The sequence below is a fragment of the Paenibacillus sp. JT22N7 genome, assembly GCF_059383875.1.
This window is the reverse complement of sequence record NZ_JBXENY010000005.1, coordinates 301218-316134: the sequence shown is the minus strand read 5'-3', so window position 1 is coordinate 316134 and position 14917 is coordinate 301218. Positions and strand designations below refer to the sequence as shown.

Annotated in this window: 15 protein-coding genes; 12 read left to right on the top strand and 3 right to left on the bottom strand. The window is 44.9% G+C overall.

Annotation, left to right across the window (positions count from 1 at the left end; all coding sequences use genetic code 11):
- Positions 1 to 22: 22 nt before the first annotated feature.
- Positions 23 to 658: a GNAT family N-acetyltransferase gene (locus AC50Y5_RS15870; RefSeq protein WP_056041847.1), complete on the bottom strand. Its 636-nt coding sequence runs from the start codon at positions 656 to 658 to the stop codon at positions 23 to 25.
- Positions 655 to 1446 (bottom strand): helix-turn-helix domain-containing protein, encoded by a 792-nt coding sequence (locus tag AC50Y5_RS15865; protein WP_494861979.1) that lies wholly within the window; start codon positions 1444 to 1446, stop codon positions 655 to 657. Before AC50Y5_RS15865 ends, AC50Y5_RS15870 begins: the two co-directional genes overlap by 4 nt.
- A 269-nt stretch (positions 1447 to 1715) precedes the next feature.
- On the opposite strand from AC50Y5_RS15865, the gene pelA reads away from it, so the two are divergent.
- From pelA to AC50Y5_RS15805, 12 genes are all read left to right on the top strand, one after another.
- A complete protein-coding gene (pelA, locus tag AC50Y5_RS15860) occupies positions 1716 to 2666 on the top strand; it encodes a pectate lyase (protein WP_056041843.1) in 951 nt (316 codons plus the stop codon).
- Between the two features lie 216 nt (positions 2667 to 2882).
- Positions 2883 to 3902: a DMT family transporter gene (locus AC50Y5_RS15855; protein ID WP_235533310.1), complete on the top strand. Its 1020-nt coding sequence runs from the start codon at positions 2883 to 2885 to the stop codon at positions 3900 to 3902.
- Between the two features lie 279 nt (positions 3903 to 4181).
- Positions 4182 to 5012: a histidine racemase CntK family protein gene (locus tag AC50Y5_RS15850; RefSeq protein WP_056041841.1), complete on the top strand. Its 831-nt coding sequence runs from the start codon at positions 4182 to 4184 to the stop codon at positions 5010 to 5012.
- A gap of 27 nt (positions 5013 to 5039) precedes the next feature.
- Positions 5040 to 5837, top strand: a complete 798-nt coding sequence (locus AC50Y5_RS15845) for a methyltransferase domain-containing protein (protein ID WP_494861977.1) — start codon at positions 5040 to 5042, stop codon at positions 5835 to 5837.
- 46 nt (positions 5838 to 5883) lie between these two features.
- Positions 5884 to 7197, top strand: a complete 1314-nt coding sequence (locus tag AC50Y5_RS15840; protein ID WP_494861975.1) for an opine metallophore biosynthesis dehydrogenase — start codon at positions 5884 to 5886, stop codon at positions 7195 to 7197.
- A 31-nt stretch (positions 7198 to 7228) separates the two neighbouring features.
- A complete protein-coding gene (gene cntA, locus AC50Y5_RS15835; RefSeq protein WP_494861973.1) occupies positions 7229 to 8863 on the top strand; it encodes a staphylopine-dependent metal ABC transporter substrate-binding lipoprotein in 1635 nt (544 codons plus the stop codon).
- A 26-nt stretch (positions 8864 to 8889) separates the two neighbouring features.
- A complete protein-coding gene (gene opp1B / locus AC50Y5_RS15830; protein ID WP_056041833.1) occupies positions 8890 to 9822 on the top strand; it encodes a nickel/cobalt ABC transporter permease in 933 nt (310 codons plus the stop codon).
- A complete protein-coding gene (cntC, locus tag AC50Y5_RS15825) occupies positions 9823 to 10716 on the top strand; it encodes a staphylopine uptake ABC transporter permease subunit CntC (RefSeq protein WP_056041831.1) in 894 nt (297 codons plus the stop codon). It begins immediately after the preceding gene.
- Between the two features lie 4 nt (positions 10717 to 10720).
- Complete coding sequence (cntD, locus tag AC50Y5_RS15820) at positions 10721 to 11542, top strand: staphylopine uptake ABC transporter ATP-binding protein CntD (RefSeq protein ID WP_056041829.1); 822 nt, start codon at positions 10721 to 10723, stop codon at positions 11540 to 11542.
- A complete protein-coding gene (locus AC50Y5_RS15815; RefSeq protein WP_056041827.1) occupies positions 11529 to 12272 on the top strand; it encodes an ABC transporter ATP-binding protein in 744 nt (247 codons plus the stop codon). Before cntD ends, AC50Y5_RS15815 begins: the two co-directional genes overlap by 14 nt.
- A gap of 62 nt (positions 12273 to 12334) precedes the next feature.
- Positions 12335 to 13525 (top strand): staphylopine family metallophore export MFS transporter CntE, encoded by a 1191-nt coding sequence (gene cntE / locus AC50Y5_RS15810; RefSeq protein ID WP_056041825.1) that lies wholly within the window; start codon positions 12335 to 12337, stop codon positions 13523 to 13525.
- Between the two features lie 251 nt (positions 13526 to 13776).
- The gene (locus AC50Y5_RS15805; protein ID WP_056041823.1) at positions 13777 to 14085 is read left to right on the top strand and encodes a hypothetical protein; all 309 of its coding nucleotides are present in this window, start codon (positions 13777 to 13779) and stop codon (positions 14083 to 14085) included.
- Between the two features lie 81 nt (positions 14086 to 14166).
- Here the strand turns inward: AC50Y5_RS15805 and AC50Y5_RS15800 are convergent, their stop codons facing one another.
- Positions 14167 to 14829, bottom strand: a complete 663-nt coding sequence (locus AC50Y5_RS15800; RefSeq protein WP_056041821.1) for a helix-turn-helix transcriptional regulator — start codon at positions 14827 to 14829, stop codon at positions 14167 to 14169.
- Between the last annotated feature and the right edge of the window lie 88 nt (positions 14830 to 14917).

Genomic DNA, 14917 nt, shown 5'->3' with positions numbered 1-14917 from the left:
GGCTCCTCAATAGGTATTCATTTTATTTCAACTTAATTTTCATATATTCCCATTCCAATTCATGGAACAACATATACTTTAGCAGGCTGCGTTCTTTACGATGCATGTGATAGGAAAGCTGTTCATATAACCGTTTGGCGCCCAGATTATGGCTCGAAACGTGCAGACTCAGGACATTAAAAGAAGGATGGGCACGGGCATAAAGCTCCGCCCACCCCAGCATCAGCTTGCCGATGCCTTCGCCTCGATAATTAGGATGGACGGTTACGTCTGCGATATAACATTCGCCTGGTTGCGGCTTGTACGATAGAAAATACAAACCAAGCAGCAGTTTGAGTAAAGCTCCCTTACCAAATATACGGAATTCCCGCCATAAAGGGAGCATAGGCTGTGGTGTGCTTCCTTCCAGTTCGGACTCAGGCCACCACTTGATGGACAATGTCCCTACGATATTACCAGCTTGCAGCGCTACTACTCGATGTGTTGCGGGCTCATTGGGAAAGTGCTCCAGAAGCTTCTCAAAAAAGAGCGCAAGAATAGAGTCATTCAGCTTAGAAAGCTTAAAAAATTTCTCTTTAAAGCCGTGTACAAGCAATTGGCCGACTTGCCGATTATATTTGGCCTGCATCGGCTCAATTGTAATAGAAGAAACCTTCATATTTTCGCCTCCTGTTCGGCACGTAAGGCTGTTTCAACTTGGATGAGCAGCTCATAATGGAGTTTGTCGTGGCTAAACAAAGATAAATAAGATTTTTCAATGACAATTAACGGTCCCTCCGTAACATAAGCTTGTGCTGCTGCATGACCGTATAGCTGTTCGATTCGTTGTTCAAGCTCTTCCTCGTCGTTAACCTGGAAATGGGCGGAAAGATAGTCTCCTGAAGGCAGGACAAGGTCGCTGGGTTCGGGTGTTTCGGTGCATAGCTTAAGGGTAGATGATTGTTCATACACATAATAAATATCCGACTCGAACAAGTCCGGAACAGGGTCCGACTGTTCAGACAGCAGCCTCGCATGAAGTTTAGTTTGTTCAGCCTTGGCGAACCAGCACTTCAAATGAACAGGTTTTTGCCATTTGATTTGATAGGGCTTGTTCTGTGTGCTAAATGCTTGCTGTTCATGAAGCACTTTGCGAATTAAAAGTTGGAGCCCCTGGAGCCTGGCAATCTCCTGATCGGTTTCGAGCAAAGACGTATGCAGCAATTGCTCATATTGCTCGGAAGAATAGGTAGAGAAGCAGTCCTTAATAGACGAGACAGGTATACCGAGCCTGCGCAGCAGTAATATATGGGACAACCGATAAATCTGATCTATTCCGTACATTCTATACTGGTTGTTATCAATATACGCAGGTTGAAGAATTCCTTTTTCTTCAAAATAACGAATTTGATGAACAGATACATGCATGAGTTTTGCGAGACTGCTAATTGTAATATCATTTTTCATTATGTCGCTCCTACTATTTTATGGGGGGAACACTGTCATTAGCTTCACTATATACCTTAGGTCAGCCCTAAGGTCAAGCCTGTGCTCCATTTATTTTCATTTGGCTTATGGATGGTTAGAAAATCGCCAACGACAGACAGCTTTCTACACAAAAATACAATTTTTTACAAGGATATTATTGACAATTGAGTCGAGACTCAGTAAACTAAAAAAGTAATTAAATATCATTAATTACAACTATTAGGAAAAAAGAAAGGGGATTTTGTTCAATGAAAAGAAGTACAGTAACCGCAGCTTTAGCTCTTAGCATGCTTCTCTCTGTTCCAGCCGTAATCATGCAACCGCTTACGACAGTGATGGCGGCAGATGCTTCGGGCACGACAGCAAGCCTCTCCGATGTTTTGAAAAACCAGCAAGCGGATGGAGGCTGGAGAAAGGATTACTCAGAAACTAGTGGCGAGTGGTCCAAGTCAACAATCGACAATAAGGCAACTTACTCGGAAATTCGCAGATTGGCGACCGAATATCAGAAAACGAAGGACAGCAAATATTCCACAGCGGCAATCAAGGGCATTAATTTTCTAATCAATATGCAATATGCGAATGGAGGATTCCCACAAGTTTATCAAAGTTCTGGCTATCATAAACATATTACCTATAATGATAATGCAATGGTTAATGTCCTGATTTTATTGGATGAAATTGCGAATAAAAAAGGGGATTTCTCCTTTATCGACAGCACGCTCGCTGCCAAAAGCAAGCAGGCGGTAGATAAAGGGGTAGACTGCATTTTGAACACGCAAGTTACAGTTAGCGGCAAATTGACAGCATGGGGCCAGCAGCATGACTCCAGCACATTGAAGCCGGCGGGGGCAAGAATTTATGAAGTGCCTTCACTCACCGCTCAGGAGAGCGTAAACATTGTGAAGTTTTTGAAAACGAGAACGTCCACTACGAAAATCGCCGCTGCGATTAAAGGGGCTGAAGATTGGTTCAAAGCGGTACAAATTAAGGGAATCCGGGTCGAGAAAACGAGCAATGATGTTGTTGTAATCAGCGATCCGAGCGTCACTACCCCAATCTGGGCGCGGTTCTATGAGATTGGTACCAACAAGCCAATCTTTGTGGGCCGTGACGGTGTAGTGAAGTACAAGCTCAGCGATATCGACCAGGAAAGAAGAACAGGCTACGCCTGGTATGGCAACTGGCCATCCAAGTAAGTAGAGGGATGCTCTTTCGAAATAGAAGGTGCGGAGAACTGAATTGAAAGCGATTTCCTGATTGTGCCATAAGCCCGGAGGACCTTTATTATAAAAGGTTTTTCCGGGCTTATTCGATTTTTCTCCTTACAAGCCGTGCCGAATTATGATATGGTCGTTGAAGGCGCGCCATTAGAGCTGACGCTTGAGATATAAAGGATGAGGAGAAGGTTGGCTGTGAAGGAACAGAAGGAACAAAAGAATCAACAGAAACAACGCAATGGAATGCAACAAAGTAATCGGAGCAGGTTTAGCGATCCGAAATTTGTAGCGTTAATTGCTACTTTGTGCTGCTTATTATGGGGGAGTGCCTATCCGACTATTAAGCTGGGCTATCTCGCCTTTGATATTATGCCAGAGGACATCGCTTCAAAATATGTTTTTGCCGGCTATCGCTTTGTGCTGGCAGGGCTGTTGCTGCTGGTGTTATTCCGGGCCACGGGCAAGAAGGTGCTTTCCTTATCCAAAAGCCAGCTAACAAGCTTGCTCGTTCTGGGCCTGCTGCAGACAGGTCTCCAATATATATTTTTTTATGTGGGAGTAGGCAATACAACAGGCGTCAAAGGCTCGATTATGAATGCAACGACGACCTTTTTCAGCGTCATTTTGGCCCATTACCTTTATAAAAATGACAAGCTGGGCAAAAATAAAATTTTCGGCTGCCTGCTCGGGTTTATCGGCGTTATTGTTGTGAATTTCCATACGGATTTGCTGGAGTTTTCCTTTTCCTTTAAAGGGGAGGGGTTCGTCATTGTGGCAGCCCTCATCTTCTCCATCACGGCCATTTATGCCAAAAAGCTGACAGCTACCATTGATGTTTTGCTAGTGACAGGCTACAGCTTGCTCATTGGCGGCTTGGCTCTAACCTTGCTGGGCCTTGGACTTGGGGGCCGTGTGACGCATTTTACACCGGAGTCGACAGGCAACCTTATTTATTTGGCGCTGCTGTCCTCGGCCGCGTTCTGTCTGTGGAATTTGCTGCTTAAATATAACAAAGTCGGGCAGGTGTCCGTTTATAACTTCCTGATTCCTGTGTTCGGGACCTTGCTGTCCGCATTGTTTCTCGGTGAACAGATTATGGAGTTTAAAAATCTCGTGGCCCTGCTGTTCGTTTCTCTTGGCATTTATATGGTCAATCGGACAAGAAAAGAGGTCATAGTCTCTCAAAGTTCCGAAGCCTTGCGAAGCAGTCGTTGATAGTAGTCGTTAATAGACGATGCTTCAGCGTAAAATACGTCAAAGCGTCAGAAGTTAAAACCCGTCAAGAGCCTTGTGAGATCAAGGCTCTTGACGGGTTTTTTTGATTGTTCCATTTTGAAGCTGCTAGTCCGAGCACAATCTGTCTATTTTCATCATTGACAGTGCTCCAAATTATGGTTATGATGTACTCGAATGTTAATAGTAATTATTACTATTAAGCAACAATAAAGCAAGAGGAGCGCTGGATCAAAAAAATTGAATTAGAGGGTAGTTATGATGAAACGAGAAATCGATTTTGTAAAGTTCAACCCCACGCAAAATATGACCATTCTTGTGAAAACCAATCATGCCGCTTCCGAGTACAAGCAAATTGCTTCAAAAATGATGTCTTATGACCATGTTTATGCTGAACAAGTAGGCTTTATCGAACAGCCCAAGCACGGTGCTGCTGCCTATTTGCAAATGGCGGGAGGTGAGTTTTGCGGAAATGCGTGTATGGCGCTGGCTGCATTTATTGCTTCTGAACAAGGAATCAATCAAAGCGATTTAATGGAAATCGTATTAGAAGCGTCGGGAACCGATCAATTAGTGACATGCCAAGTGAAAAAAATGCAAGAGGAGTTTTTTTGCCAAGTGGCGATGCCTATGCCTCGAAAAATCGAGCAGAAGACCGTTGTGTATGAAGGCGATGATTTGAATATTGTCATTGTGCGCTATGATGATTTTTTTCATATTGTCATTGAAGTAGAGCAGTTCGACAGGGCCGAGAAGGACAGAGCACAATCACTAGCCAAGCTGCTTGGCATAACGTTAGGAGCCAACTTGATCGGCATATTATTGTTTAAATCTGACTCTAATGAAATGGCTCCGCTCATTTACGTTCCTTCTTTAGACAGCATGATATGGGAGCGAGGGTGCGGATCAGGTACGGCTTCACTTGGCGCATATCTGTCTTGGAAAAACAAAGGAGCTATTGCTGCACCAGTTAAGCAGCCCGGCGGCACGATTCATGTAATGGCTGATTGCTATAAAGATGAAGTAACAAGCTTGAAAATTGAAGGATCTGTTGGAATCGTAGCACAAGGCAAAGCATTTATTTCTGTATAACGATTAATGGGTATGGGGGAGAAGGGAATGAATCAGTTAACGACATTTGAACAAAGCTTGACCTTGTTTCGAGAACGGTTTACGGATTTAGTAAAGCGATATGACGGCACGTCTCATAAAAGCTCGGAGCTAGAGCGGGTCATAGATGACTATTCAGCTTTCATCCTAGACGAGGGGAACAAAGCATCATGGGAAGCCTTGGAGCAGCAAGTCGGTAATGAGCTTCCTCTGCTTCTCGCTGACCTAAGGAAGATGTCTTCGTTATGCGTCGCTATTATGGAAAAATATCGCGCCTTGAAGCTGCTGGATGGAGAAGTGGACAATACCGATTATTTTAAAAATATCGAGTCCTGCATTGAACAAGAATTTGGCAGCTTTCAGGTCACGGAGGGATCCACCGTATTGTTGATTGGCTCAGGCTCGTTCCCCATGACGCCATTATTTATCGCAAAGCGGACGGGCGCACAAGTAGTCGGCATTGATATCGATGAGGAAGCTATCGAGCTAGGACGAAAAGTGATACATAAATTAGGAAGCGAATTAAACATTCGGTTAGAAAAATCGTTCATAGAGCAGCTTGATATCATCAAGGATGTGACCCATATTATTTTCAGCTCAACCGTTTCCAATAAATACGAGCTGCTGGAGCAATTATATGACTTAACGAATGAGCAAGTGGTCGTGGCGATGAGATACGGCGATCAACTGAAGTCCTTATTCAATTACCCTATGCAAGCGGTGGATGAAGGAAGGTGGAGGCTGGTTGACACCATATTGCGTCCTGACCATGTGTTTGATATAGCTTTGTACAAGCGTAATTCTTAGATTTAAAAAAAGCACAGGCTTAATCATGATCCAATAGGAGGTTTATATGAGTGAATTCCAACGCGTGTTAATCGTAGGCACGGGGCCCGCTTCTATTCAGCTTGCCGTCACGCTAAAAAAGGATTTGAACAGCTGTATTGGCATTGTTGGCAGAAAGTCGGCTCGTTCGGAACGTTTTTTTACGGCACTTAAGCACAGCCAAAATCAAGTGAGGGTAGACGTTCAAAATAAAAAGCATCAGCAGATGGAAGGCAGCTGTATCATCGATCATGTTTATGATGGATATGGCAGCATGACGGGAGAATGGGATACGCTGATCTTTGCTGTCACAACCGATGCGTATATGGGGGTTTTGAAGCAGCTTAATGATCAACTGCTCCAACAAGTAAGGTGCATCGTATTAATTTCGCCCACCTTCGGCTCCAACAGCTTAGTACGCCATTATATGAATACGATTTTGCCAAATGTAAATGTGGACATCATCAGCTTTTCTACCTACCTTGGCGATACACGCTGGAAGAGCGGCGAGCCAACCAATCATGTGTTGACGACAGGGGTTAAGAAAAAGGTTTTCATTGGCTCCTCGAACAATGCTTCACCCCATGTAGAAAGGCTCTGTGCATTATTTGAACGATTGGGCATTAGGCTGGAAGTCATGAGCAGTCCCATAGAGGCGGAGACGAGAAACATCTCTCTCTATGTCCATCCGCCATTGTTTATGAACCCTTTCTCACTAAACGTTATCTTCGGCCATTCAGCTGTAAGGAAATATGTATATAAAATGTTTCCCGAAGGACCTATTACGCAATATTTAATTCGCGATATGCTGGCCGGGTGGAAAGAGATGACGAATGTGATCGAAAAGCTGAATTTGAATGGTGTAAATCTGCTGAAGTTCATGATCGATGATAATTATCCGGTTAGATTAGAGAGCTTACCGCGTCATGATATCGATAATTTTATTCAGTTGGAGACGATTCATCAAGAGTATTTATTGTACATACGCTATACGTCGCTGTTAATCGACCCATTCTCGGAGCCGGATCAGGACGGGAAATATTTCGATTTTTCCGCCGTTCCCATTCGTCAAATCTTCGTCAACCAAGAGCAATATTGGGATATTCCACGAATGCCCAAAGAGGATTATTATCGGATAAAAATCATTCAGGGCATTGCAAGATTCGCAGGCTCAAGCTGCCCAACCCTTGATCAATTCATTGCAGCCTATGAGCATAAAATCGAGGAAGCTGCCCAAGCGCTTAAAGGCGAAAAAATATCGGATGCATTCGTTGTCCAGAGCTTTGAAGAAGATTTGAAGATGATCTGCAGTGAAATCGGCAGCAGCATAGAACACAGGTGATGGAGTGCGCACTTATACAGGAGGATATGACATGACAAGAAAAATCGTTGTTTTATTATCGGCATTAATCGTTTCAATTGTATTATTGGCAGGCTGCAGTGGCGGTAATGATCGTAATGCTGGAAATGCTGAAAATGCTGCAAAAACAGAAGCAGCGGATCAAGGCAAGGAACTGGTGTACGCCACAGCAAAAGATATTAATGATATGAACCCCCATCTGTATCCCGGCTCATTGCCAGCGCAAGGGATGGTGTACGAATCATTAGTTGAAAACACGGAGGATGGTATCAAGCCATTGCTTGCCGAGTCCTGGACAGTGTCTAACGATGGCAAAGTATACACCTTTCATTTAAGAAAAGATGTGAAATTCCACGATGGCGAGCCATTTAACGCCGATGCGGTAAAGAAGAATATAGAAGCGGTGCAAAGCAATGCAAGCAAGCATGCCTGGATCAAGCTTTCGACGAAAATTGTGAGCGTAAGCGTACTCGATGAGTATACGTTTGAAATGGTGCTGTCCGAGCCGTATTACCCGGCATTGCTTGAATTATCGATGACTAGACCCTATGTATTCATCTCGCCCAAAGATTTTGTTAATGGGGAAACGAAAGATGGCGTAAGCGGCCATAACGGCACGGGGCCCTATAAGCTGACCGAACATAAAACCGATCAATATGCGGTATTCGAAGCGAATGATAGCTATTGGGGCGGTGCGCCAAAGGTGAAGAACATTACAGCGAAGGTGCTTCCGGCAGGGGAGACAACCTTTTTGGCGCTGCAAAAGGGAGAGGTCAACTTTATATTTACAGATGATCGGGGCTCAGACAGCATTGATGTGGAGGCGATGAATCAGTTAATGGATTCGGGCGACTTCCAGCTTGTCAGAAGCAAAGCGATGAATACGAAAATGATCGTTGCCAACAGCAGCAAAGCGGATAATCCCGCCCATGAAACGGCTGTTCGTGAAGCCATTTGGTATTCGATTGACAGAGAAACGATCAGCAAGCAAATTTTTAGCGGTACGGAAACAGCAGCCCATACGCTATTTTCCGCTAACGTCCATTATGCCAATGTCGAGCTAAAGCAACGCGGCTTTAATTTGGATACAGCGAAGCAGCTACTGGAGAAAGCAGGCTGGATGCAGAAGAATGGCAGCGAGATTAGAATGAAGGACGGCAAGCCATTAGCGATGAAGCTTTATTATGACGTCAGCTCCTCCTCGCAAAAAACAGAGGCCGAGTTCATTCAAAACACAGTAAAAAAGATCGGGGTCCAGTTGGAGCTTATCGGCGAAGAATCTTCCTCCATTGCAAGCAGAAGAGCTACGGGAGACTATGATTTGCTGTTCAATCAAACATGGGGACTCGCCTACGACCCGCAGAGCACCATTTCCGCTTTTACTTCCGAGTCGGCTTATTACCACACGACAAGCGGCATCAACCAAGCGGATGAGCTGTACAAGAAAATTGATGAAGTAATGGTCACGCTGGATGAGGAAAAACGGAAATCGTTGTATGCGGATATTTTAGCGATCGTTCATGATGAAGCCGTCTTTATTCCCATTACCAATGGCAGCGTTACGATTGTAGCTCCCAAAGACTTGCAGGGTATTTCATTTAAGCAAACCCAATTTGAACTGCCCTTTGAGCAAATGCATTTTGAATAGATGATAACCAAAACAAGGAGCTTGCTATGGTCAGCTATATTATCAAACGGTCACTCCTTTCGATTCCGTTGCTTGTAATCATATCTTTTTTAACGTTTGGCTTGAACAATTTGTCCCCGTTAGATCCGGCTGAAGTCATATTGCACGCGCAAGGCGTGCCGGCCATTACGGATGAATTAATAGCGGAAACGAAAGCAGCGCTTGGGATGGATCGGCCATTTCTAATCCGCTATTTGAACTGGTTCGTGTCATGCCTGCAGCTTGATTTCGGGAACTCGTATGTTACCGGCAAAACCGTGTGGTCCTTGCTGGCTCCCGCTTTTCTAAATACGTTAAAGCTGACGTTGGTGTCGGCGGCTGCCATTATTGCGCTGTCCATTGGATTAGGTGTAATTAGTGCCCTTAGAGAAGGGAAAATGACCGATAAATCGATTAGAGGCGTTTCCTTTTTTCTAACCTCCATGCCGCCTTATTGGCTTGCGGCGCTTATGGTTTGGTATTTTTCCGTGCAATTGGATTTGCTGCCGACAAGCGGGATGGATTCGTACGCAAGTTATATTTTACCGGTTCTTGTAATCACGATCAGTTATACAGGCATTTATTTTCGAATCGTTCGAAGCTCGATGTTAAGTAATATGAATGAAGACTACGTGCTGTATGGCAGGGCAAGCGGTTTGCCAGAGATGAAAATAACGATGCATATATTGAGAAATTCATTGCAGGTTGCTGTATCAGTGTTTTGTATGGCGATCCCGATTATTTTAGGCAGCACGGTCGTTGTGGAAAATATTTTTGCATGGCCGGGGTTAGGAACGCTGAGTGTTAAAGCCATTCTTAGCAGGGATTTCCCGATCATTCAGGCGTATGTCCTTGTACTCGCCATGGCTTTTGTGCTGTTCAACACCGTTTCTGACATTATGAATGCGGCGATGAACCCTAAATTAAGGAAGGGACACTAAATGAAACGATTGCGATTTCTGTTGAAAGATAAGCTGGCCGCAGCTTCTTTATCGATTCTTGTTTTGACCCTGGCTGCCGGCATATTCGCTCCTTTATTTGCTCCGCATGATCCTGAAGAAGTGCATATGGAGCTTCGATATGCTGCGTCATCGTGGGAGTATTTGTTAGGCAACGATCACCTTGGGCGCTGCATTTTATCGAGATTAATTTTTGGAATCCGTCCTAGTGTGCTTTGGGTGCTTGCTGCATTGGCCGTATCAGTCGGAATTGGAGCGGTTTTAGGCTTAATAGCCGGTTACTTTAGAGGGATCATAGATGCCATTGTGATGAGAATTTGTGATGTGATGCTTTCTTTCCCTGGCTATGTCATGACCTTGGCCGTGATCGGTATTTTGGGGGTAGGCCTTGAAAATATTTTGCTCGCTTTCGTCTTGATGAAATGGGCATGGTTTGCGCGAATCATTAGAACTTCTGTGATGCAATATGCTGAATCCGACTATGTGAAATTTTCCAAAGTGCTTGGTGTCAGCAACCTCAAAATCATAGCCAAGCATATTGTTCCAGTAGCGCTTCCGGAAATTGCGGTCATTGCAAGCAGTTCCTTCGGTTCCATGATATTGCAATTATCAGGCTTTTCGTTTCTTGGCTTAGGCATTCAGGCTCCGAATGCGGAGTGGGGCATGATGTTAAATGAGGCGAGGGAAGTAATGTTCTCAAAGCCAGCGTTTATGCTCGCGCCCGGTTTAACGATTATTATAGTCGTATCGGCGATCAATTTTTTATCGGATGCGCTTCAGGTTGCTTTGGATCCTAAATTATTGGCCTCCAAATATAAACAGCAAGCACGGGGACTTGCTGCCATTGCTAGACTACAAGGCAAGGAGGTGGCTTGATTTTATGGCTATTTTGGAAGTGGCGAATTTGAAAATTTGGGACAGCCAGACGGGTCAGGTCATTGTTCCGGGCAGCTCCTTTCATGTCAAGCAAGGCCGCTGCCTAGCCATTGTCGGCGAAAGCGGAAGCGGGAAATCCCTCACATGCAGAGCCATCATGAGATTAAACAAGCCTGGCATCCGCCAAGCTGGGGACATTTTGTTTAACGGGGTCAATCTCAGCGAGCTTTCAGAAAAGGAAATGAGGAAAAAACGAGGCAAGCAGCTGTGTATGATTTTGCAAAATGGAATGCGTGCCTTTGATCCTTCTTGCGTGGTCGGCGTTCATTTGCGGGAAACGCTGGCCTGCCATTTCGGTTGGGGCCGAGAAGAAATAACGGCTAAAATGAAACGTGCTATGGAAAGCGTGATGCTGAAAGATCCGATCGCGGTGATGAATATGTATCCGCATCAGTTGTCCGGCGGCATGCTGCAGCGGATTATGATTGCGCTCACTCTGGTGCTAGAGCCTGCTATCGTTATCGCGGATGAGCCGACGACGGCTCTTGATACGATCTCGCAGTTCGAGGTCGTTGAACAATTTATTCAATTGCGGGAGAAAATGGGCTGCTCGATGATTTTTATTTCACATGATTTAGGCATCGTCCGAAAAATAGCGGATGACGTTCTGGTTATGAAAGAAGGGGAAATTGTGGATCGCGGGACGAGCCCGTTTATTTTCTCGGAGTCTGCGCATGCCTATACCCGATATTTAGTATCCTCGAAGCAAGCGCTGAATGATCATTTCAAGCGATTAATGGGAGGAGTTAGCCTTGCTCAGCGTTGACCATGTTCATAAAACCTATTTAAAAGGCGGATTTTTCTCAAAAGAAATACAGCAGGTGCTGACAGACATTAGCTTCGAATGCGGGCAGGGTGAATGCTTGGGCATTATCGGGGAAAGCGGAAGCGGCAAATCGACATTGGGACGATTATTATTGGGGCTTGAAAAGCCTGATAGCGGAACGATTTTATTTGAGGGGAACAACGTAGAGGATCGACGAGCGAGACGGGGACAGATTAGCGCCGTATTTCAGGACTATTCCTCCTCGATTAACCCCTTTTATACAGTAGAACAGGCACTGATGGAGCCTTTGAAGCAGCAAAGCAGAGGTCGCCTTGAAGCTCAGGACAAAATGGATTTGCTCCTGCAGCAGGTGGGCTTAAACACGTCCTATCGAAAAAAATATCCGCATGAGCTATCGGGTGGGGAAGCTCAACGCGTATGCATTGCAAGAGCCGTTGCAACAGAACCAAAATGTATCGTATTTGATGAAGCGATTAGCTCTTTGGACGGCTCCGTGCAAATGCAGGTGCTGGAATTGCTAAAAAGCTTGAGGAAAATTTACAACATGGCTTATATTTTCATCACCCATGATATTCAGGCTGCCGCTTATATTTGCGATAAAGTTTTGATGATTAGAAATGGTCAAATCGAAGAAATGGTCCATATGGAACAATTAAAAGACGTCCAGTCAGCGTATGCAAGGAGATTGCTGCAGATGATCATTACCTGACGCTAGCAGCAAAGAGAGTTCCAGAGCCAGTCACAAGGAGAATAGAGGAAGGAGCAGAAGTGGTGAGAGGAGCTCTATCATGGCCTTTTGTTCGATTATATATTTTGACCCTGTTGTATTTTAGTGCAAACTCCATCCTTAATGTCATTATCCCCTTGAAGGGTGAATCGCTTGGCGCTACCAATACAACGATCGGTATCATTATGGGGGCGTATTTATTTACAACGATGTTTTTTCGGCCATGGGCGGGCAAAATGATTCAAAGGTACGGGCCCATCCGCGTGCTGCGCACCATTCTTATTATGAATGGCTTTGCTTTAATCCTATATACGTTTACAGGATTAGAGGGCTATTTCGTCGCTCGCATGCTGCAAGGCGTATGTACGGCTTTTTTCTCCATGGCTTTGCAACTGGGCATTATTGATGCGCTGCCAGAAAAGGATCGTTCACAGGGGATTTCCATGTATTCCCTATGCGCTTCGATGCCGGGTATTATTGGCCCATTACTGGCTTTAGGCATTTGGCAAACAGGGCAGATGAATGATTTTACAGTGGCCATGATTGCCATTGCTGTCCTTACAGGCGTAGTAGGGTATAGCGCCAAAATGGACAATCAAGAGGCCAAGCCTTTTCCCGACAAGTCAGAGCAGGGGGCAAAAATGTCCGCTTCCTTTGGCCAGTTATTCAAAAACCCGCATTTGTTCAAATGCAGTGTGCTGATGCTGATCGCTTCCCTTGTATTTGGAGCGGTGACCACCTTCATACCGCTTTACGCTGCACAAGTCGAAGGTGGCAATGCCGCTATTTATCTCATGCTGCAGGCAGGAGCGGTAGTCGTGGCCCGATTTGTATTACGAAAGAAAATTCCATCAGACGGAAAATGGCATTCAGCTTTTATCATGGTTATTATGCTGATGCTAGCTGCAGCGGCGTTATGTGTGGGCTTTTCTGCAAGGGGTGGAGCCGGGTTTTTCTATGTCGGTGCAGGTTTGATGGGGATCGCTCAGGCGCTGCTTTATCCTACATTAACAACTTATTTAACGTTTGTATTGCCGCAATTGAATCGTAATGTATTAATTGGTTTATTTATTGCGATGGCGGATTTGGGCGTTTCGCTTGGAGGAGTTATTATGGGGCCGATAGCGGATATTTTTTCTTATTCCTTTATGTATATGATATGCGCGATATTGGGCGTGTCGATGATTGTTTTTTCTTATGAGCGACGTAAAATTTTTGTTGAATATAAGAAATGATAAGTACGATCCTTATAATGGGCTTCTATTTCAACGCGAAACGGTAGCTTTGCAGCCAGAGGACGGCGGCAGCCGTTTATGCATGGGATCAAAATAGAGCTGCTGCGTGAAAGCAAGGCTTGAGCTCGTATCACGCACTCCAAGCCGCAGAAATAGGGGAGGCCATAGCCTTCCATGTCAAACATACAAGCCGCATTCTCTTTCTGCGAATACAATAACGTGTATTCCAAAACCGAAAGGGGATAATTATTTTGAACAGAAATAATTACTATAATATGGGTGTTATAGGCAATATGGGTAATGTAGGCGGTATGAATGACATGAACTTTTGTCCCGATTGTCCAACGCAGACGATCTATGATCCTCCGATTGTACAATACGAGAACTACTATCACCCACAGCTTGTGAATGTCGTTCAAAACATTGAAACCGTGAAGCAGCATCATTGTTGTCCTGTCTACAAGCAGCATTTCACGCATACGGAGAAAAATGTTATGGTTTCGAGTGCGAGACGCGCAAAGCGGGCTAAAGCATCTGCTAATAAACGTTCAAAAAAATAGGCTGAATAGTAAACTAAGACCCGTAAGAACAGCTGCTTGGTGAGCCAAGCGACCGTCTTGCGGGTCTTTATTTAAGCAGAATTAGGCTTGCTTGCCTATGCTAACCCTGTAGACACAGTTTCGGCCTCCCACCAAAATATGCTCCACCCGTTCGATAAGCGCCTGCTCTCCGAGAACAGCTCGGAATAAATGCAGCTCATTTTTACATAACCCGGTACAGACTACGGCAGCCTCGCAAATCGGACAATGCTTCTCAATAAATAGATAGCTCCCATCGTCTTGCTCCTTAATCTCGGCCATATAGCCTTCATTTGTTCGAATCTCGGCCAGCTTCTCTAGCTTGTCCCTTATGTCCGATGCGTCACCAAGGTGCTGAAGATATTGCGCTTGCATATTTTTATCCCGGACAGCGAGCAGCTTGTCTAACCCCTCGTTACCGAAAGCCTCTCTCATCGAATGGATCAAACTGACGGACAACTCCGAATAACCGCTTGGAAAAAAACGATTAGCTTCGGGAGTTAATCTCCATAGCTTTGCCGGCCGGCCCATGGGGCGGGCTTCTTCTTCATGTGTAACTAATCCTTCTTCTTTCAGGGCATTTAAATGCTGGCGAATCGCCATTCCAGATAGCATAAATTCGGAGGCTAGTGCCATCACATCCATCCCGCCCTGCTGCTTTAGCAGATCAATGATCGCTCTTCGGGTTCTGGTCGAGGAATCTTTATTTGTTTGATTTCGGCTCATGGTGCCCTCCTTATTAAGCAACTGAATCTACTACATCGCTCCTTACATTTTAAATAAAAATGTTGACAAAGTCAAAGGCGAACGGTAC